Consider the following 19,509-nt stretch of genomic DNA (forward strand, 5'->3'; position numbering starts at 1 on the left):
GACCTCAGGGTGTCACAGTCCCAGCTCGGCGAGGACCGGCAGCGCCGCCCGCACGGTCTCGCGGGCCTCCACGGCGGTGCGTGCGCCGACGGCCCGCTGCGCGAGAACCCGGGCCTCGTCGCGGCTGACGGAGCCGAGCACCCGCGCGACCGCCGGCAACGACCGCGGCGTCATCGACAGGGTCGACACTCCGAGCCCGACGAGCACCACGGCGAGCGCCGGGTCCCCGGCGGCCTCCCCGCACACCCCCACGGGCTTCGTGACCGCGTCCCCGGCGGCCTCCTCGGCGTCCCCACCGGCGGCGCGGGCCCCGCGGCAGGTGGCCCCGACCAGGGCCAACACCGCGGGCTGCCACGGATCGTTGAGGGCGGCGAGTGCCCCGAGCTGCCGGTCGGCGGCCATCGTGTACTGCGTGAGGTCGTTGGTGCCGATCGAGGCGAAGTCCGCGACCTGCAACAGCCGGTCCGCGGTGAGGGCGGAGCTGGGCGTCTCCACCATGATCCCGGCAGTGCGCAGACCGGCCTCCCGAATGCGGCCGACCACGTCCTCGGTGTCCTCGAGGGTGGAGATCATCGGCGCCATCACCCACACGTCGGCCTCGGTGGCCTGCGCCGCGGCGGCGACGGCCTCCAACTGGTGGGCGAGCACCTCGGGCTTCTCCCAGCTGGTGCGGTAGGCGCGCACACCGAGCGCCGGGTTGGGCTCATCGGTGTCGGTGAGGAACGGCAGGGGCTTGTCGGCGCCGGCGTCGATGGTGCGCACCACCACCTTCTTCCCGGGGAAGTGCTGCAGCACCGCCGTGTACGCGGCGGTCTGCTCCTCCACCGAGGGCTCCTCGTCGCGGTCGAGGAACAGGAACTCGGTGCGGAACAGGCCGACACCGTCGGCGTGCGCCTCGGCAGCGGCGCGGGCGTCCTCGGCGCCACCGATGTTGGCCAGCAGCGGCACAACGGTGCCGTCGCTGAGGCGGGCACCGCCGCCCTCATACGTCAGCGGGTTGCGCTGCAGGTCGGCCCAGGTCTCGGCGAGACGGCGGTGGTCCTCGGTGACCTCGTCAGTGACGGTCCCGGCAGCACCGTCGACGAACACCTCGGTACCGGCGGTGAGGGTGTCGACACCCCGGGCGGCGACGACGGCGGGCAGACCCAGCTGCCTCGCGAGGATGGCGGTGTGCGACTGGGGTCCACCGTCGGAGGTGACGAGGGCGAGCACCACCTGCGGGTCGAGGGTGGCGGTGTCGGCGGGGGCCAGGTCGCGGGCGGCGAGCACGAACGGGGTGTCGGAGCCGGGGATACCTGGCGCGGGCTCCCCCCGCAGTTCGGCGACGATACGGGCGCGGACGTCGCGCACGTCGGCGGCACGTTCGGCCATGTACCCGCCGAGGCCCTCGAGCATGACGGCGACCTCGTCGCCGGCCTCCCACACGGCCCGTTCGGCGCTCATCCCGGAGGCGACGCGGCCCGCGGCGGACTGCACCAGGGTGGGGTCGGCGGCCATCTGGGCGGTGGCCTCGAGCACGGCCTTGGCGCCGCCGTGGGCGCTGGCGGCACGCTGCTCCAGGGCGACGCGGACGGCCTGCGCAGCCTGCTCGAGGCGGGCGGTCTCGGCGGCCGCATCGGTCCCTTCCGGCAGGGTGGCGCCGGCCGGCGGTTCGGCGACCGGCGGGGCCATGGTGAGGACCGGGCCGACGATCCTGCCGGCGCTGACGGCGACTCCGCGGTACTCGGTCATGGGGATCCTCCCGGTGTGGACACGTCGCGGGGCTGCGACCTCGGTCACCCCATGCTACGGCGCGGCGCCTCGACGGCTCCCGGACCCCCGTCCCTCTCCGACCACGACCGCCGCCTCGACAGACGACGACGCCCCCGCCGCAGTGCGACGGGGGCGCCAAAGACGGGACATTGTCCCTGGTCAGGAGCGGTAGCGGCGGGATTTGAACCCGCGGTACGGGGTTACCGTACACATCATTTCGAGTGATGCACCTTCGGCCGCTCGGACACGCTACCGCCGGAGATCCTACGCCATCTCGGCGCTCGGCCCCACTCGGGCGGGCGGGCTGCGCGATGCAGGTCACGCCTGGCGCCACCCCACGCCACGGCCGACGTCATTCCTCGTCGGGCAGCTCGTCGGCGTCGTCCCAGGACCAGCGGATCCCGAGGCGGCCCGGCCCGAAGTCGGGCTCGGCCAGTTGCACACGGCGACCGGGCCCCAGCCGCAGCGGCGTCTCCTCCAGGCCGCGATCGGTCTCCCGCACCGCGATGAAGGACCGCGGAGCACGACGCCCGATGAAGCTGACCTCCACGATCGCGTCACGGGCACGCTGAGTGAAGGCGAACTGCGTGGAGATCGACGACTCCGCCGGGAGACCGTGCATGTCCAGGGCATAGGCGCAATACACCAGCTGTCCACGCTGATCGTCGCCGTCGAGCAGAATCTCTGCCCCGTGGATCCTGCCCTCCGGGAAGTCGACCCGCTGCCCCACCCGGCAGTTGTCCAGGGCGATGGTCTCCCCATGCACGGGACTCTCGGACTCCTCGTACTGATTCAACGCGAGCAGCCGGGCTGGTCCGCTGGCCGGCACCCGCACGAGCATCCGCAGCTCGGCACGCTGTGTCGTGCCCTCCGAGTCGACGAGGTACCGCTGGTACAGAGTGTGGCGCCTCGGGATCTCCACACCTGGGGGAATCCGAGGATCTCCCGGGCCTGCGCGATCTTGTCGCGTTGGGTGCGGATCCCCTCCGGGGAGGGGATGGCGCCGGTGCGGCCGCGGGGGCGGGCGGGCCCAGATGGGTGCGCAGACCACCGGGAGGCTGGCCGAGGATCTCCTCGAGGGCGGCCACGGCCTCCAGTGACGCGTCCCGTTCGGGTCGGCTGCGGCCCGACTGCCAGTGCGACAGGCTCGCGATGCTCACCCGCACGCCGCGCTCCGCGAGGGCATCGCGCAGGGCTGACAGCGGCATCGCCTGCTGGGCGATGGCGTGGCGCAGGGCGACCGCGAAGGGCTCCTCGGCCTGCGCTCCCATGGCGCGTCTCCTCCCTGCGGGGCGGCCCCTGTCGCGGATCTGCGGGCGCAGTCGCTGACGGGGTGTCTGCAGTGTACGGGTGTGACGGAGCTGACGCCGCCCTAGGATCGCCCGTATGACTGTCACTCCTCCTGCCCCGCCCCGTCCCGCCCGGCGCCCGATCGAACGTCGCGCCCACGGCGATGTCGTCGTCGACCCGTATGACTGGCTGCGCGACGGAACGGACCCGGAGGTCATCGCGCACCTGGAGGCCGAGAACGCCTATGCCGACGCCCGCACCGCGCATCTCGACGGGCTGCGCCACACCCTGGTGCAGGAGTTCGTGGGCCACACCCAGGAGACGGATCTGACGGTGCCGGTGCGCCGCGGCGACTGGTGGTACCTGGTGCGCACCACCCAGGGACACGACTACCCGCGGTGGACGCGGGTTCCCGCCACCGACGACACCCCGCCGACGGTGACCCCGGGGGACATGCTGGACGGCGAGCAGGTGATCCTCGACGCCCAGGCCGCCGCCGAGGGGCACGCGTTCTACCAGGTCGGCGGGTTGCGGATCTCGCCGCGGGCGGACCTCATGGCCCATGCCGTGGACGTCGCCGGGGATGAGCGCTACGCCCTGTTGGTGACGGACCTGACCACCGGGCAGGTGCGGGATGAGGCGGTCACCGGCGCCGGGTATGGGCTCGCGTTCTCCGCCGACCAGGAGTGGCTGTTCTACGCCCGGGTCGATGACGCCTGGCGGCAGCATCAGATCTGGCGGCACCGCATCGGCGGCCCCGCCGAGGACGACGTGCTGGTGCTGGAGGAGCCCGACGAGCGGTTCACGGTCGGCTTCACCACGTCGCGGGACCAGTCGACCCTGGTGATCCAGGCGTCCTCCACCACGACCTCGGAGTGCTGGCTGCTGGATCTGTCGGATCCGACGTCCGCGCCGGTGCCGGCCGGTGGCCGCCGCCCCGGTGTCGAGTATGGGGTGGAGCACGCCGGCGACCACCTGCTCGTCGTCCATAACGACGGGTGCGAGGGTTTCGCTCTGGCGGTGGCGTCGCTGGATCAGCCCGACCGGTGGCACGACATCCTGCGCGCCGCCGAGGGGGAGCGCCTGGAGAGTGTGGAGGCGTTCGCGACGGCGGCAGCACTGGAGCTGCGCTCCGGTGGGCTCGCGACGGTGCGGGTGATCCCGCGCCGGGAGGGGGCCGAGGCCCTCGCGGATCGCTGGGATGTGAACGCCGCCTGGGGGGTGGACCACGGCGGCGAGCTCGACACCGTGTGGCTGGGTGAGAACGCCCAATGGGACACTCGCCGCCTGCGCTACGAGCTGACCAGCCTGCTCACCCCGGGGACCGTCGCGGAGGTGCCGATCGACGGCGGGGAGCCGACGATCCTCAAACGCACCGCGGTGCCGGGATATGACCCCGAGCTGTATGTGGAGAAGCGACTGTGGGCCACCGCCGCCGACGGCACCCGGGTGCCGATCTCCCTGGCCGCGCGGCGGGAGGTCCAGGCCGACGGCACCGCCCCCGGGTACCTGTACGGGTACGGCTCCTATGAGGCGTCGATCGACCCGACGTTCGTGGCGACGCGCCTGTCACTGCTGGATCGCGGCGTAGTCGTCGCGATCGCACATGTGCGCGGCGGCGGGGAGATGGGCCGCGCCTGGTACGAGCACGGGAAGCTGCTGGAGAAGCCGAACACGTTCAGTGATTTCGTGGCCTGCGCCGATCACCTCGTCTCCACCGGCTGGGTCGACCCGGCACGGCTCGGGGCGGAGGGTCGCAGCGCCGGCGGGCTGCTGATGGGTGCGGTGGCGAACCTGGCGCCGGAGCGGTTCCGGGCGATCATCGCCGGGGTGCCGTTCGTCGATGCGCTGACCACCATCCTCGACCCCTCGCTGCCGTTGACGGTCGGCGAGTGGGAGGAGTGGGGCAACCCGGTGGAGAGCCGCGAGGTGTACGAGTGCATGAAGTCGTACACCCCGTACGAGAACATCCGTGCCGTCGAGTACCCGGCGATCTTCGCCTCCACCTCGCTGAACGACACCCGTGTGTTCTTCGTCGAGCCGACGAAGTGGGTGGCGCGTCTGCGGGAGACCGTCACCAGTGACCAGGGCGAGCGCCCGATCGTGTTCCGCTGCGAGATGGTGGCCGGTCACGGCGGGCGGTCCGGCCGGTATGCGAAGTGGGAGCAGCGGGCCGACGAGCTGGCGTGGCTGCTGGATCAGCTGGGAGCCACCGAGCCCCTGCCGACCGCCCCGCGGTGACCTGCGACTCCTGGCGGCACCCGGAGCCCTCCGGGTGCCGCCCGCGGTGCTAGGTTCTCCTCGCCCGTCCCGGAGAGGAGCCCCCATAACCCCCGCCTCCACCCCGGCTCACAGGCCGTCGGTCACCCCGCGGACCACGGGCACGGAGCCCGCGGACCCCGGCACCGACGGCGGTCTGCAGCGTGGCCTGCGGCCGCGGCACCTGCGGATGATCGCGATCGGCGGTGCCATCGGCACCGGCCTGTTCCTCGCCTCCGGGGCGTCGATCGCCACCGCCGGTCCCGGTGGCGCACTCGTGGCGTACGCCGTGATGGGGCTGATGGTGCTGCTGCTCATGCAGTCCCTCGGGGAGATGGCCGCGCATGTGCCCAGCTCCGGGTCGTTCCAGACGTACGCCACGCGGTACGTCAGCCCGTCGTTCGGTTTCGCCACCGGGTGGAACTACTGGTTCAACTGGGCGATCACCGTGGCAGCGGAGCTGGTCGCGGCGGGGCTCATCATGGCGTTCTGGTTCCCGGGGGTACCGAACTGGGTGTGGGCCGGGGCGTTCCTCGCGGTGATCCTGGCACTGAACCTCGTCTCCTCCCGCACCTACGGTGAGGGCGAGTTCTGGCTCGCCACCATCAAGGTGCTTGCGGTGATCGTGTTCCTCATCGCCGGGGTCGCAATGATCCTGGGGATCCTCGGCGGGCGCGGCCCCGGTGGCGGCGGCTCCCCCGGTCTGACCAACTGGACGCTGGGCGATGCGCCGTTCCACGGCGGCATCCCCGCGATCGTGGCGATCTTCCTGGTGGCCGGGTTCTCCTTCCAGGGCACCGAGCTGGTGGGCATCGCCGCCGGTGAAGCCCAGGATCCGCGCCGCGAAATCCCCAAGGCGCTGCGCAGCGTGTTCTGGCGGATCCTGCTGTTCTACATCGGTGCGATCGCGGTGATCGGGACTCTCCTTCCGTTCACCGACCCGAACCTGCTGCGCAACGGGGAGTCGGACATCGCCTCCTCACCCTTCACCCTGGTGCTGGAGCGCTCCGGCGTGGCGTTCGCGGCGTCGGTGATGAACGCCGTGATCCTCACGGCGATCCTGTCGGCCGGGAACTCCGGCCTCTACGCCTCGACCCGCATGCTGCACGCCCTGGCGGTGTCCGGGCAGGCACCGCGGCTGTTTGCGCGGGTTAGCCGCCGCGGGGTCCCGGTGCCGGCACTGTTGGCGACCACCGCCGTGGGCGCCGCCGGGTTCGTCTCGGCGCTGGTGGGTCAGGGTGCCGCCTACGAGTGGCTTCTGAGCGTCTCCGCCCTGACGGGCTTCCTGGCCTGGATCTCGATCGCGGTGGCGCATTACCGGTTCCGGCGCGCCTGGGTGCGGCAGGGCCGGGCGCTGTCGGATCTCCCCTACCGGGCTCCGTTCTTCCCGGCCGGGCCGCTGCTGGCGTTCGCGCTGTGCGTGGTGGTGATCCTGGGGCAGAACTATGAGGCCGTGCTGGAGGCGCGTCTGCTCGAGGTGCTCAGCGCCTACGTGGGGCTGCCGGTGTTCGCGGCGCTGTGGATCGGCCACCGCCTTGTGACCGGGTCCCGACGGGTGCGTCTGGAGGACGCGGACCTCAGCGGCCGGGTCTGACGCCGCGCAGGCAGCGGCGCCCCGCCCCCGCGCCCTCTTCCCGTAACGTGCCACCTCAGTACCACTGTCGGGAACAGACGCAGCACCTCACTGCACCCTCGGACGCGCCCACGCATCCCCACCCCGCGATGTACCGCTCCCGTTCCACTTCCTGGAACAGACGCAGCACCTCACGAACCGCAGCCATGTTGAGGTCCCTCACCGATGCGGACGCGGCAGACAGGACACTGCAGCGTCTGCCCTAAGGTTCCGGCGGGCGGGGAGACCATGCCACCGCCCCACGCCCACTCCCCACGCCCCCACACGAGGAGGACTACCCGATCCCCCCGGGCGCCTCCTCAGCTCGCTACGCCTACCTCCCCGGCCCGCGCCAGAGCCCCACGCAGCCGTCGCAGGAACCGGAAGGGATTCCGCAGGTCGGCCGCCGTGATCCGCAAGACCACATACCCGAGCCGGTGCAGGACCTCATCCTTGTGTCGGTCACGCTGCCACTGACGTCGGTCCACCCGATGCAGGTCCCCGTCGTACTCGATGACCACGTGCACCGCGCGATAGAGCAGGTCCACGACGAAGACCTCGCGCGTGTCCGGGTCCACCACCACCACGTTCGTCTCTGGCTCCGGGAATCCCTCCTCGGCGAGCAAGAGCCGGACAGCGGTCTCCGCCGGCGACCACACCCGCTCCCTCGCCGCCTCGACCGCCGCCCGCACACGCCTGCTTCCCCTGCCCGTCAACGCAGTGGCTCGCTGCTTCAGCATCGCGAGCGGAACCAGGGGCGGGCCCGTGCGGTCGCTGACCAGAGCGTCGCAGCACTGCACCAGTTCCAGGTCCGTGAGCTTCCCGGAGATCTGCTGCAGAACCACCACGGGGTCGGCGATTTCCACACCGTGATGGCGAAACGTGCGAGACGGCCGTCGAGAGTGCACCACGATGCGTGACCCGGCATGACCGGTCTGCGTGGAGGTCCGGGGGACCGTGCAGTGCAGGCGCGCCCCGCCCTCCCGTCGGAGGGACAGCGGCAGCGGGAGTCCCCAGAGCTCCGCCGCGGTGTCATCGCTGATCACGGCCCCGGGTACGACCTCAGTCTGGAGCACCTTGCAGACCTGCAGAAGAGAAGCGGGCGCGTCGGCACGGGTGCACCACCCGCGCATCGGCCGCAGCAGGGCATCGGAGGCGAGCACCCGGGGATGGATACCGCGCGCGCGAAGATCGCCCTGTGAGTACAGACGGCCCGGCGCCAGATCCGCGACGTCGCGGACCGGGGGCCCGTCGACGCGACGACTCGAGCCTCGGGTGGGGGCGGACCGGGTGAGGGCGGCCGGGGGTACGGGTTCAGCTGTCATGCCGGCACGCTAGGGCCGGGCATGGAACGGTCGGGTGGGCGACGGGCTCCCTGTGGATCGCGGCACCGTGGGGAGGAAAGGCCGGCCCCGGCCTCACAACCTGCCGCCCCACAACGGGCCCCGCCCCTCACGACGCACCGCCTCACAACCGGTCCCGCCCCCAACGACGCACCGCCCCAGTTCCCCATCTGGGAACTGAGGCGGCACATCACGAAGGCCGGGAGACCGAGGCCCGGGGGCGTCGTGGGGCCCGCGACCGAGCCCCGTGCCCCCGCCCCTGTCAGAACGCCGGGATCACCGAACCGTCGGTGTAGGTCTCGGTGATGAACTTCTTGACCTCCTCGGAGTGCAGCAGCTCATCGAGCTTCTTCAGCCCCGCGTTGTCCTTGTCGGCCTCGCGGCACACCACGAGGTTCGCGTAGGGGCTGTTCTCACCCGGCTCCAGGAAGAGCGCCTGCTCCTTGGGGTTGAAGCCCGCCTCCAGGGCGTAGTTGCCGTTCACGGCACCCAGCGCGAAGTCGTCCAGCGAGCGAGCGATCTGGGCGGCCTCGAGGGTGGTGAAGGTGAGGTTCTTCGGGTTCTCGGCGACATCGGCCGGGGTGGCCTGGGCGACGTCCACCCCCTCCTTGAGGGTGATCAGCCCGGAGGACTGCAGCAGCCCCAGGCCGCGACCGGTGTTGGCCGGATCGTTGGCGATGGCGACCTTCGCCCCGTCCGGGACCTCCTCGAGGGAGGTCAGGGAGTTGGAGTACAGACCCATCGGCTCGATGTGCACGCCCTCGAAGGCGAAGAAGTCGTAGCCCTTCTCCTCCTCCTGCTGCTTCAGGAAGTTCGGGGTCTGGTAGAAGTTCGCGTCGATGTCACCGTCGTTCAGGGCCTGGTTGGGGATCTGGTAGTCGGTGTACTGGGTGATCTTGAGGTTCAGCCCGGCGTCCTTGGCCAGGTTGTCCTGCACGAACTTCAGGATCTCAGCGTGCGGCTTCGGGCTGGCGCCGATCGCGATCTCGGTGACGCCGTTCTCCTCCTCGGGGCCCTGGGCTGCGCCACCGCGGGCGCCGCAGGCGGCGAGAGTGACGGCGGCCAGGCCTGCGCCGGAGGCGAACAGGGTGCGGCGGGTCAGAGCGGTCATGGGGTTCTCCTGTCGGTCGGGGCGTCGCGGGTGCGGCACCCGAGGATGTGAGAGGTGGGTCGGATCGTGAGGGTCAGATCGTGGGGGTCAGATCGTGGGGGTCAGTTCGAGGGGCCGGGCCGGCGGGGTCAACCCGCCGGCGTCGCGGCCCGGCCGAGCCGGATCGGAAGTCCCGGGGACGAGACGACACCGCGGGTGCTCACCTGCTCTGGGCGCGGTGGTCGACCTTCCGCGCCAGGGCGGTGCCCAGGGCCTGCACGGCGATCACGATCGCGATGAGCACCAGCACGGTCGCGATCATCACGACGTTGTCGTAGCTCTGGTAGCCCATGCGGATCGCGAGGTCACCGAGACCCTGCCCGCCGACGGCACCGGCCATGGCGGTATAGCCGATCACGGCGATCGCGGTGGTGGTGAGGGACCCGATGATACCGGGCAGCGCCTCCGGGAGCAGCACCTGCCGGATCACCTGCCAGCGGGAGGCACCCATCATCTGCACCGCCTCGATCTTCCCGGCGGAGATCTCCCGCAGGTTGATCTCGATCAGGCGTGCCAGGAACGGGATCGCGGAGATCGTCAGCGCGAACATCGCGGCGTTCGGGCCGGTCACACGGCCGACGACGAAGCGGGTCACCGGGATGAGCGCGATGATCAGGATGATGAAGGGGAACGATCGGCCGACGTTCACCACGAAGCCGACGACCCGGTTGATCCACCGCGCGGCCGGGCTGGACGAGCGCGAGGTCTCGTACAGCGCGACGCCCAGCGGAATCCCGATCAGGGCGGTGAACAGCATGGTGCCGAGCGTCATGTACAGGGTGATCAGCGTGTTCGACCACAGGCTGGTGTTCGGATCCCAGCTGGTGAACACCGGGTTGTCGAGGATCTCGTTCATCGGGTCGCCTCCTTCGCCACCACACCGGCCTCACGCAGCTCGCCCAGGAACTTCTCCAGGCCGGGGCGGCTGATCGGCGAACCGTCGTTGTTCCGCAGGGCGATCTGCACGCGGCCCACCTGGACCCCGGAGATCGTCTCGATCGTTCCCGCGACGATGGTGGCGCGGGTGTCGTAGGTGGCGGCGTGCGCCACGAGGTCCTGCGCCGAGTGGATGGTGGGGCTGCGGCCGTAGTCGCAGTCGACCATCACGTCGTCGACACCCGTGGGCGCCGGCGGCAGGGGGATCAGCTCGGAGGACAGCGGACCGGTCGGGTCGCTCGCGACGTCCAGCAGGGTGCCGGTCTGCACCACGCGGCCGTGCTCGAGCAGCGTCACCTCGTCGCAGATCTCCCGCACCACGCTCATCTCATGCGTGATGATCAGGACGGTGATGCCCAGGCGGTCCCGCAGCCCACGGATCAGCTGCAGGATCTGGCGAGTGGTCGACGGGTCCAACGCACTGGTCGGCTCATCGCACAGCAGCACCTTCGGCTCGGAGGCGAGACCGCGGGCGATGCCGACGCGCTGGATCTGACCGCCGGACAGCTGCGCCGGGTGGTTGTGCTCGCGACCCTCGAGGCCGACGAGGCGGATCAGGTCGCGGGCCCGCTGCTCCCGCTGCGCCCGGGGCACCCCGGCGATCTCCAGCGGGTGGGCGATGTTCTGCAGCGCCGTGCGGGAGTCCAGCAGGTTCGCGTGCTGGAACACCATGCCGATGTGGCGGCGGGCGGTGCGCAGGGAGGTGCCGCTCAGGGCTGCGATATCGGTGCCGCCGATCTCCACCCGGCCGGAGGTCGGACGCTCCAGGCCGGTGAGGCAGCGGATGAGGGTGGACTTCCCGGCGCCGGAGCGGCCCACGATGCCGTGGATGCTGCCGGCGCCGACGGTGAGGTCGATGCCGTCGAGGGCGACGACCGGCTCACCGCCGTCGGGCGCGGGGAAGACCTTCGTGAGGCCGTCGAGAGTGATCACCCGTCCAGTGGAGCAGGTGAGGGCCACTCTGTGACCGTTTCTGTTCACATTCCGACACGATCAGGCCCCGAAGGTGCGGGAGATCACGACATGCGCGGGGGACGCCGGGTCGCGGACCTGCCGGCCCCGGTCCCGGCGACCCGTCCGACATCGTCAGCCGTCCAACCCCGGCGACCGCCCGGCACCGTCAGCCGCGGGCGCCCTGCGCGAAGCGCGCGTCGACCACGTCCGCGATGGTCACCGGCTGCGCAGCGGTGATCAGTCCGGCGTCGAGCCACACGTTCTGCATGGCGTCGAGCTGCTCCGGCTGCGGGGCGAGGTCCGGCAGGTAGGTGTACATCGGGGAGGCCCGGAGCACCTCCACCTTCTGCCCGGTGGCTGCCGCGAGGATGTCGTACACCTCGTCCGTCTGGGGGCCGTCGGTGGTGAGCTGCTGCGCCCCCTGGGTGAGGGCGGTGAAGAACGGCTGCGCGAGCTCCACCCCGAGGAACTGTTCCGAATAGACGACGCCGGTGCCGGTGGTCCCCTGGCGGGGCACGGCCACGGTGGTCGCGATGCCGGCCTCCGCGATCGCCGTGGAGAACGGCGCCGAGGGGGTGGCGGCGTCGACCGAACCATTCTGCAGAGCCGCCTGTTGATCCGGCGTCGCGAGGTTCACCACCTCGACGTCCTTCAGCGTCAGACCCTCGCCCTCGAGCATCGACGCCAGCAGATAGCCGCCGGTCGCACCGGCGCCACCGGCCACGGCGATCTTGTGTCCGGCCAGACCCGCGACCGAGGTGATGGTGCCGTCCTCGATCAGCGCCTGACGCGCCATGAGGGCGGTGGGGGACGCCTCCGGATCACCCGGAGAGATCCCCATGGACCCGACGATCTTGAACGCGAGCCCCTCAGCCAGCGCGTTGAACATGCCGGCGCTGAACCCCGCGACCATGACGTCGAGCTTCCCGGAGGCGAGCATCGGCACGCCGTCCTGCCCGGACTTCAATGGCACCAGCTCGAGGGTGATGCCGGCATCGGCGAAGCGCTTCTGCGCATCGGCGATGTACAGCGGGGCGAACAGGCTGGAGGGCAGGTGGCCGACGCGCACCGTGCCGGACGCGGCACCGGCGCCGCCGCCGGAGCCGGATCCGGAGCCGCCGGCGTCCCGGCCGGTGATGGCGGGGCCGCAGGCGCTGAGGGCTCCGGCGGTGAGGGCGAGAGCGGAGGCGGAGAGCAGGGAACGACGACGCATGACGGACTCCTGTCAGGGGCGGAGGGATGCGGTGGGGCGGGCGGCGACGGTCACTGTCGCGCCCGCCAGGGGATGAGCACGCGTTCCAGCAGTCCCAGCGCCCAGGTGAGCAGGGCGCCGATCAGGCCGATGGTCACGAGCCCGACGTACAGCTTCTCGGGGATGAACAGCTGCCAGGAGTTCCAGATCAGGTAACCCAGGCCCGTGGTGGAGGCCCCGGTGAACTCCACCGCGGTGATGACGACGACGGCGGTGCCGGTGGCGGTGCGCAGACCGCTGAGCACGAACGGCAGCGCCCCGGGCAGCACCACGTGCCGAAACCGTGCCAGGCCGGTGGCCCCGTAGGCGCGGGCAGCCTCCAGCAGTTTCGGGTCGAGCGCCCGCACCCCGGCGACGGTGCTGATCTGCAGCACGAAGAAGGTGGTGATGAACACCGACAGCAGCTTCGGGATCTCGGTGGGCCCGAAGATCATCAGCAGGATCGGGAAGATCGCGATCTTCGGCAGCGGGTACAGCGCGGCGAACAGCGGTCCGAAGGCGGCGTTCAGAGCGCGGCTGGTGCCCATGACCAGGCCGACGACGATGCCGGCGAGCGCCCCCAGGCCCCCGCCGACCAGGAGCCGCAGCAGCGTCGGCCCGGTGTGTCGCCACAGTTCCCCGTCGGCGATCATCCCGGCGCCGGCGCGGAGGATCGCGGTCGGTGCGGGGAAGAACCGCGGGTCGATGATCAGCAGGCGCGCGCACACCTCCCACAGCAGCAGCAGGCCGATGGGGGTGGCGACGGCGAGCGCGGCGTCCCGTCGGCGCAGTCGGTTCTCGCGGGTGCGCAGAGCGCGGGCGGCCTCGAGGGTGCGGCGCTCCCTCTCGACGAGGCGGTCGGCGTGCTCCGCGGCGGAGGCGGAGGTGGGGGGAACGGGGGTGTTCATGCGTTCTCCTCCGTCCACCGGTTCTCCTGCCGCAGTGATTCCCAGATGTGGGTGCGCAACCGGGTGAACTCCGGGTCCTGTTCGATCCGTCGCGTGCGGGGCCGCGGGAACGGGACGGTGATGTCCTCGGTGATGCGTCCGGGCCGCGGCGACAGCACGATGATCCGGTCGCCGAGGATGATCGCCTCGTCGATGTCGTGGGTGACCATCAGCACCGTCGTACGCTCCGCCTCCCACAGGGCCAGCAGTTCCTCCTGCATGAGCATGCGGGTCTGGGCGTCGAGCGCGCCGAGGGGTTCGTCCATCATCAGCACCGGGCTGCCGGTGGCGAAGGCGCGGGCGATGGCGACACGCTGGCGCATGCCGCCCGACAGCTGGTGCGGGTAGGCGCGGTCGAAGTCCTGCAGCCGCACGCGGGTGATCCATTCGCGGGCCACGGCCTCCCGCTCGCCGCGCGCCATCCCGGCCATGCGCAGACCGAAGGCGACGTTCTCGAGCACCGTCATCCACGGGAAGACCCCATGCTCCTGGAACACGAAGGCGGCGCGCACGGTGTGTCCGCCGCCGTCGAGGGCCACGGTGCCGCTGGTCGCCTCCTCGAGGCCACCCATGATCCGCAGCAGGGTGGATTTGCCGCCGCCCGACGGGCCGACGACACACGTGAAGGACCCCGGGGCGAGGTCGAGGGAGACGTCCTCGAGTGCCCACACGGGCTGGTCGGCGGTGGAGAAGAAGACCTTGGAGACCCGGTCGGCGCGGACTGCGGGGGCGGTCGCCGACGCAGGCGCGGTCGCGGCGCCCGCAGGGGCGACGTCCGAGGGGCGGTCGGTCACGGGCGGCACCTCCTGGCGCGGGCGGACACCGCCCGGCGGGCGGCAGGATGGGCCCACGATACGGGGATTCTCACGGCTCGGGACGGCCGACCGGCATGCGGTCACGCAGAGCGCCCGGGGCAGCGACGGGCGGTGTCCCGATGGCTGTCACCGGGGCGAGACCTGCTCCCTGGTCACGCGAGGTTCTGTGGCAAGACCCGGGACCGTCGGCGTCGCGCCCGGAAGAACTCCCGCAGCAGGTCCCCGCACTCCTGCTCCCGCACCCCCGCGGTGAGCTGCACCCGGTGGTTCAGCCGCGGTTCGCGGACCAGGTCGTACAGGGACCCGGCGGCCCCGGCCTTGGGGTCGTGGGCTCCGAACACCACCCGGTCCACCCGCGACAGGACGATCGCCCCGGCGCACATGGTGCACGGTTCGAGCGTCACGACCAGTGTGCATCCGCTGAGGTTCCAGCGGCCCCGTGCCCGGGCGGCCTCGCGCAGCGCCAGGATCTCGGCGTGGGCGGTGGGGTCCTCGTCGGCCTCCCTCCGATTCGCGGCGCGGGCGATCACAGCGCCGCTCTCGTCGAGCACCACAGCCCCGATGGGCACATCCGCCGGTTCCCTCTCCCCCGCGGTCCGGGCGTCCTCCAGGGCGAGCACCATCGCGGCGTCGTCGGCGGCGCCCGGTTCACTGGGCGCGCTGACGGTCGGCGCGCCGGGTGCGGCCGGGGGCGGTGGGGTCGTCATGGTGACGAGGGTAGGCGCTGGTCCGGCACCGCGACGGCGGCAGCCCGCACGCGGCCCGGCGGGGTCGCTGGTCCCCGGTGGGCCCACGCTCTCTCCGGTAGATTCGCCGCATGCGCGTCCTCGAGATCGACCACCCGCTCGTCGCCCACAAGCTCACCGTGTTGCGCGACCGCACCACCCACTCCAGCGTCTTCCGACAGCTGGCCGACGAGCTGGTCACCCTCCTCGCGTATGAGGCCACCCGCCATGTGCTGGTGGGCCCCGCCGAGGTGGAGACCCCGGTGACGTCGATGACCGGCACCAAGCTCACGGCGCCCAAGCCGATGGTGGTGCCGATCCTCCGCGCCGGCCTGGGCATGCTCCACGGCCTCACCACCCTCCTGCCGACCGCCGAGGTCGGGTTCCTCGGGATGGTCCGCAACGAGGAGACCCTCGAGGTCACCACCTATGCCAACCGTCTGCCCGAGGATCTCCAGGGGCGGCAGTGCTTCGTGCTCGATCCGATGCTCGCCACCGGCAACACCCTGATCGCAGCGGTGGAGTACCTGCATGAACGCGGCGCCCGCGACATCACCTGCGTCACCCTGCTCTCCGCACCGGAGGGCATCGCCAAGCTCGAGGCCGCCATCGACCCGGAGATCGACCTGACCGTGGTCACCGCCGCGATCGACGAGAGGCTCAACGAGAAGGGGTACATCGTCCCGGGTCTCGGCGACGCCGGTGACCGCCTGTTCGGTGTCGTCGACTGACGCCCGGCGGGGCGGCTGACCACGGCGCCCGCCCGGGGCGAGAGGCAGGGTGACCGGCAGGACACCCGAAGCGGTGACCGCCGCGGCATCGCCCCCGCACGACGCCCACATCACGACGCCCACATCATGGACAGGGACTTGCGTCGCGCCCGCCCTCCGGTGCATCCTCACTGCCATGTCCATCACGCGTGCGCTCACGCCGGCCACCTCCTCGGTGGTCCGCTTCGCTGCGCCCGCGATGCCGGCCATGATGATGCGCGCGTCGATGATGATGCGCATGATGCAGCGTCAGCCGAGCCTCTGAGCTTGCACCACACCTCCGGGGTCGGCTGACAGGAGCCGGCCGAGGGGCGCGGGCTCCAGGTGCCACCGGGAGCACGGCCCGACGATGGAGACCGCACCGCAGGTCCATCAGGGATCCCGGGTCCACCACTCGCATCTGCGCCGCGACACCGACTCTCGCGCAGCGCCAGAGCCCAGGAGCTCCTGTCATGACCGCCGTTCTCACCCGCCCTGCCGACGCCCCCGCCACCCCGCACCTGCAGAGCGTCCGCCGCCCGACCTCTGCCCCCGCCGTCCGCACCTCTGACGACCCGACCCGACGCCTGCGCCTGTCCCCCGCTGCGGAGTCGACGCCTCAGCGCACCGCAGCCGCGGGCACCGTCACCGTCACCTTTACTCTGGAGCTGCCCGCTGGCACGTCCGATGTGGACGCCGCCCGCCTCGCCGACACCCTGCGGCACCAGGCCACGCGGCTGGCGTCCGCCCACCGAGCGCGTGCCAGCGTCACCGTGGACGCTCCGGTGTCCTTCACCACCGCCCGCGGATCGTCCGCCCGTTCGCTCGCTCCCGAACGCAACCTCAGTGCGGTCGGCCCCCAGCGCACCCGTCGGCCCGGCGTGGTCTCCCCGAATGCGCCGGCCCGCCGGGATGTGGAGATCGCCCGGCGGCGCGTCCTCGACGCCACGGCCGTCAGCCCCTCCAGCCCGTCCACCGCCCCGTCGGGCCTGGTGATCGACCTGCTGGGGCGCCGGGCGCGGATCGACGGTGCGGATGTCGAGTTCACCCACCGCGAGTTCGAGCTGCTCGCCCACCTGGCGCGTCATGCCCGCCGCGTGGTCGGCCGCGCCGAGCTCATGGAGCAGGTGTGGTGCGACCCGACCGGCGAGACCGGGGAGCGCACTGTGGATGTGCACGTGCGCCGGGTGCGCAACAAGCTGGGCCGCTACCGTCGGCTGGTCAGCACGGTGCGCGGGGAGGGCTACCGCCTCGACCCGGGCAGCGACGTGCGGATCCTCGGCATCGGCTGATCCGGTAGCCCCTGATCCGACAACCGGAATGCGCACCGGAATGCGACGAGCGGTCCGGAGCTCTCGCGCCGCCACGAGGGCGGGGGCTCACGGACCGCTCGTCAGGCCTGCCGACCGTCAGGGGTGGGGTGCGGACGGCAAGGCAGGACGGGCCCGGAATCGGGGGAACCGGGTGATCCGTCCGGCCGCGCCCGGTGAGGGGGACCAATGGGCGCGGCACATCTGGTGGCCTGTCTCTTCAGTTGATGTCGAGCGGGGCACCGAGTGACCTGCCGACGATCCTCACCGCCACCCCCGGCGCGCCGGTGGGGGCGATGAGACGGTGTTGAGCGTACGCCCTGTTCCCCGCATTCCGCCGCTGTCCCCCGGCGGGAGGCTTTCTGCGGGCTGTCGAGAGGTCGGCAGGTCAAGCCTCGGTCAAGTCCCGCAGGATCCCACAGGGGGTTACACCACCGAGGGCTCCCGCGATCCTGCTGGTCACAGCGCTGCGGCGTGAGAACGAGTGGTGGAGTGGGAACCCCCACGGTGTATCTGCGCGGGCGCTCGGGAACGGTGCCAAGAATGCGCAAAACTTTCCCGCCGAGTGCGTCCGGAAGGTAGATCGGTACGTCGGTCTCGGCCGCGGCCGCCGACGAGGTGACCCGGCGGCTCGGCGGCACCCCGCGTCCGGCCTGAGGCCCCACCCCCTGCTGCTGCGGACCCCGGGTGACCAGGCCGAGCACCTAGAGTGGACCCCGGGAGGGTCTCGCCCTCCGACCGCGCCGGGATTCCGCCCGTCCGCGGCACCGATCACGCCCCACGGCACCCCTCACCGACTCGGAAAGGCCACCCGATGATCGCGCAGGCCCGGATCACCTCCGACACCACCGCCACGGTGCATCTGGCGGACGGCCCCGTGGAGATCGACGCCGCATCCCTCCCCGAGGTGCGCTCGCAGGTCAAGCGGGTCTTCATCGACGAGGCCCGCGTTCAGGGCGGTCCGGTCGACGTGGTGATCGTGGAGACCGACGTGGTGCATCACCTCCAGGTCTCACCGAACGGCCGCATCACGGGCCGTCCGGCCGATGATCGTCCCCTGTACGGCCCGCCGATCGACGGACCGCATCGGCAGGAGTCGCGCGGCGGGCGTCGCCGTCGCGCCGGGGAGCCCGTCACCGGGGAGCACGTGGCAGTCGACGCGGACGGTCACGTCTCCGCAACGCCCAGCGCCTCCGCCGAGAAGCTCCCTGTCGAGGAGCGCCCCGCTGAGCTGCCGGATGCGGCGTTCGCCCCGCGGCACCCGGCGCCGCCGTCGACGCCGTCAGAGCCGCGCCCCACCGCCTCGTCGACCGTCGACCCCTCCGCTTCTCGGGCGGCGCGGGAGGCGCGTGAGGCCCGCGCCCCGCAGCCGCCCGTCGGCGCGCCCCGCCATTCCGCGCCCCGTTCCGATGACGGGCGCCCCACCCTGCAGGATCTGCAGACCTCCTCGCGGCGCATCGCCCGCCAGACCCCCACGCGCGGTTTCCCCGGGGCGATCGCCCGCCTCACCGGGGGCGCGATCCTGTTGCCGCCGACCCGCGCCGAGCGTCTGCACCGGGACCAGGTCGAGCGGATCCGCAAGCCTCTGGACGGCCCGAAGAACGTCGTGGTAGTGAACCTCAAGGGCGGTGCCCACAAGACCACTGCCACCCTGATGCTGTCGGCCACGATGGGATCGGTCCGCGGCGGTGGGGTGCTGGCCTGGGACAACAACGAGACCCGCGGCACCCTCGGCTGGCGCGGTGTCCCGGCGGAGCATCAGCGCACCGCCCTGGATCTGCTGCATGACCTGGACCGGCTGGACAGCAGCACCGCCTCGGTGGCGCAGATGGACCAGTATGTGCGGCCCCAGGGTGAGACCCAGTTCGACATCCTCGCCTCCGATGAGGATCCGGGGTCGGCAGCCTCCATCGACGGCGCCGCCTTCCAGGCGCTGGACCGCATCCTGTCGCGTTTCTACCGCATCAAGGTGATCGACACCGGCAACAACGTGCGGGCCTCGAACTGGCTGGCTGCGGTGCATTCCGCGGACCAGTTGGTGATCGTCTCCACGCTGCGCGAGGACACCTTCAACGCGGCCGCATGGATGATCGACGAGCTGCGCGCCACAGGACTCAGCGAGCAGGTGGATCGGGCGGTGACGATCCTGTCGCATTCCGCCCCCGGCAACGGTGAGCGCGAGCTGCGCCGGCGGCTGCACGACCACTTCGGGGCCCACACCCGCACCGTGGTGGAGGTGCCGTACGAGAAGCATTTCGTCTCCGGCACGCCGTTGAACTGGTCGGCGCTGGAGCCGTACACCAAGGAGGCGTGGCAGGCGGCCGCCGCGGCGGTCGTCGACGGTCTCTGAGCGTCCGGCGAGGGCCGGTCTCCGCCCACCCCCGACCGTTCCTTCCCGCGGCGATGCGTCCGCCGCGTGATCTCTCCCCCGGGTGC

16 protein-coding genes and 1 tRNA gene are annotated in these 19,509 nt (G+C 71.7%); 6 read left to right on the forward strand and 11 right to left on the reverse strand.

Annotated elements, in window-relative coordinates; translation table 11 throughout:
* Window positions 1–12: 12 nt before the first annotated feature.
* The 3 genes from ptsP to JSY14_RS05840 form a co-directional block, all read right to left on the reverse strand.
* Window positions 13–1,731, reverse strand: coding sequence for a phosphoenolpyruvate--protein phosphotransferase (ptsP, locus tag JSY14_RS05830; protein ID WP_259557850.1), 1,719 nt, complete (start codon window positions 1,729–1,731; stop codon window positions 13–15).
* 187 nt (window positions 1,732–1,918) lie between these two features.
* Window positions 1,919–2,006, reverse strand: a tRNA-Ser gene (locus tag JSY14_RS05835).
* Window positions 2,007–2,104: 98 nt separating this feature from the next.
* Complete coding sequence (locus tag JSY14_RS05840) at window positions 2,105–2,674, reverse strand: hypothetical protein (protein ID WP_259557851.1); 570 nt, start codon at window positions 2,672–2,674, stop codon at window positions 2,105–2,107.
* 464 nt (window positions 2,675–3,138) lie between these two features.
* On the opposite strand from JSY14_RS05840, the gene JSY14_RS05845 reads away from it, so the two are divergent.
* Window positions 3,139–5,283 (forward strand): S9 family peptidase, encoded by a 2,145-nt coding sequence (locus JSY14_RS05845; RefSeq protein WP_259557852.1) that lies wholly within the window; start codon window positions 3,139–3,141, stop codon window positions 5,281–5,283.
* Window positions 5,284–5,491: 208 nt separating this feature from the next.
* Window positions 5,492–6,895, forward strand: a complete 1,404-nt coding sequence (locus tag JSY14_RS05850) for an amino acid permease (RefSeq protein WP_432803604.1) — start codon at window positions 5,492–5,494, stop codon at window positions 6,893–6,895.
* Between the two features lie 338 nt (window positions 6,896–7,233).
* Here the strand turns inward: JSY14_RS05850 and JSY14_RS05855 are convergent, their stop codons facing one another.
* The 8 genes from JSY14_RS05855 to tadA all read right to left on the reverse strand — a co-directional run bounded on the left by JSY14_RS05855 (window position 7,234) and on the right by tadA (window position 14,912).
* Window positions 7,234–7,779, reverse strand: a complete 546-nt coding sequence (locus tag JSY14_RS05855) for an endonuclease domain-containing protein (protein WP_259557853.1) — start codon at window positions 7,777–7,779, stop codon at window positions 7,234–7,236.
* A gap of 739 nt (window positions 7,780–8,518) precedes the next feature.
* Window positions 8,519–9,367 (reverse strand): MetQ/NlpA family ABC transporter substrate-binding protein, encoded by an 849-nt coding sequence (locus JSY14_RS05860; protein ID WP_259557854.1) that lies wholly within the window; start codon window positions 9,365–9,367, stop codon window positions 8,519–8,521.
* 199 nt (window positions 9,368–9,566) lie between these two features.
* On the reverse strand, window positions 9,567–10,262 hold the full coding sequence (locus JSY14_RS05865) for a methionine ABC transporter permease (protein WP_259557855.1): 696 nt from the start codon (window positions 10,260–10,262) through the stop codon (window positions 9,567–9,569).
* Window positions 10,259–11,275, reverse strand: a complete 1,017-nt coding sequence (locus tag JSY14_RS05870; RefSeq protein WP_259557856.1) for a methionine ABC transporter ATP-binding protein — start codon at window positions 11,273–11,275, stop codon at window positions 10,259–10,261. The genes JSY14_RS05865 and JSY14_RS05870 overlap by 4 nt, the downstream gene beginning before the upstream one ends.
* Window positions 11,276–11,462: 187 nt before the next feature.
* Window positions 11,463–12,509 (reverse strand): ABC transporter substrate-binding protein, encoded by a 1,047-nt coding sequence (locus tag JSY14_RS05875; RefSeq protein ID WP_259557857.1) that lies wholly within the window; start codon window positions 12,507–12,509, stop codon window positions 11,463–11,465.
* 50 nt (window positions 12,510–12,559) lie between these two features.
* Complete coding sequence (locus tag JSY14_RS05880) at window positions 12,560–13,435, reverse strand: ABC transporter permease (RefSeq protein ID WP_259557858.1); 876 nt, start codon at window positions 13,433–13,435, stop codon at window positions 12,560–12,562.
* On the reverse strand, window positions 13,432–14,268 hold the full coding sequence (locus JSY14_RS05885; protein WP_259557859.1) for an ABC transporter ATP-binding protein: 837 nt from the start codon (window positions 14,266–14,268) through the stop codon (window positions 13,432–13,434). Before JSY14_RS05885 ends, JSY14_RS05880 begins: the two co-directional genes overlap by 4 nt.
* Window positions 14,269–14,441: 173 nt before the next feature.
* A complete protein-coding gene (gene tadA, locus JSY14_RS05890; RefSeq protein ID WP_259559573.1) occupies window positions 14,442–14,912 on the reverse strand; it encodes a tRNA adenosine(34) deaminase TadA in 471 nt (156 codons plus the stop codon).
* 194 nt (window positions 14,913–15,106) lie between these two features.
* Between tadA and upp the strand changes: the two genes are divergently transcribed.
* The 4 genes from upp (at window position 15,107) to JSY14_RS05910 (ending at window position 19,423) form a co-directional block, all read left to right on the forward strand.
* Window positions 15,107–15,745 (forward strand): uracil phosphoribosyltransferase, encoded by a 639-nt coding sequence (gene upp, locus JSY14_RS05895; protein WP_259557860.1) that lies wholly within the window; start codon window positions 15,107–15,109, stop codon window positions 15,743–15,745.
* A 175-nt stretch (window positions 15,746–15,920) separates the two neighbouring features.
* On the forward strand, window positions 15,921–16,049 hold the full coding sequence (locus tag JSY14_RS05900; protein ID WP_259557861.1) for a hypothetical protein: 129 nt from the start codon (window positions 15,921–15,923) through the stop codon (window positions 16,047–16,049).
* Window positions 16,050–16,236: 187 nt separating this feature from the next.
* Entirely contained in the window at window positions 16,237–17,055 is an 819-nt protein-coding gene (locus JSY14_RS05905; protein WP_259557862.1) for a winged helix-turn-helix domain-containing protein, read from the forward strand.
* Window positions 17,056–17,887: 832 nt separating this feature from the next.
* Complete coding sequence (locus tag JSY14_RS05910; protein ID WP_259557863.1) at window positions 17,888–19,423, forward strand: MinD/ParA family ATP-binding protein; 1,536 nt, start codon at window positions 17,888–17,890, stop codon at window positions 19,421–19,423.
* Window positions 19,424–19,509: the final 86 nt, after the last annotated feature.

It is taken from the genome of Brachybacterium sillae (assembly GCF_025028335.1).
Classification (GTDB): Bacteria; Actinomycetota; Actinomycetes; order Actinomycetales; family Dermabacteraceae; genus Brachybacterium; species Brachybacterium sillae.

Coding starts and splice junctions, on each gene's coding strand:
- JSY14_RS05910 (WP_259557863.1), top strand. CDS start 17,888: ATGATCGCGCAGGCCCGGATCACCTCCGACACCACCGCCACGGTGCAT.
- ptsP (WP_259557850.1), bottom strand. CDS start 1,731: ATGACCGAGTACCGCGGAGTCGCCGTCAGCGCCGGCAGGATCGTCGGC.
- tadA (WP_259559573.1), bottom strand. CDS start 14,912: ATGGTGCTCGCCCTGGAGGACGCCCGGACCGCGGGGGAGAGGGAACCG.
- JSY14_RS05860 (WP_259557854.1), bottom strand. CDS start 9,367: ATGACCGCTCTGACCCGCCGCACCCTGTTCGCCTCCGGCGCAGGCCTG.
- JSY14_RS05900 (WP_259557861.1), top strand. CDS start 15,921: ATGTCCATCACGCGTGCGCTCACGCCGGCCACCTCCTCGGTGGTCCGC.
- JSY14_RS05875 (WP_259557857.1), bottom strand. CDS start 12,509: ATGCGTCGTCGTTCCCTGCTCTCCGCCTCCGCTCTCGCCCTCACCGCC.
- JSY14_RS05850 (WP_432803604.1), top strand. CDS start 5,492: ATGATCGCGATCGGCGGTGCCATCGGCACCGGCCTGTTCCTCGCCTCC.
- JSY14_RS05880 (WP_259557858.1), bottom strand. CDS start 13,435: ATGAACACCCCCGTTCCCCCCACCTCCGCCTCCGCCGCGGAGCACGCC.
- upp (WP_259557860.1), top strand. CDS start 15,107: ATGCGCGTCCTCGAGATCGACCACCCGCTCGTCGCCCACAAGCTCACC.
- JSY14_RS05845 (WP_259557852.1), top strand. CDS start 3,139: ATGACTGTCACTCCTCCTGCCCCGCCCCGTCCCGCCCGGCGCCCGATC.
- JSY14_RS05865 (WP_259557855.1), bottom strand. CDS start 10,262: ATGAACGAGATCCTCGACAACCCGGTGTTCACCAGCTGGGATCCGAAC.
- JSY14_RS05905 (WP_259557862.1), top strand. CDS start 16,237: ATGACCGCCGTTCTCACCCGCCCTGCCGACGCCCCCGCCACCCCGCAC.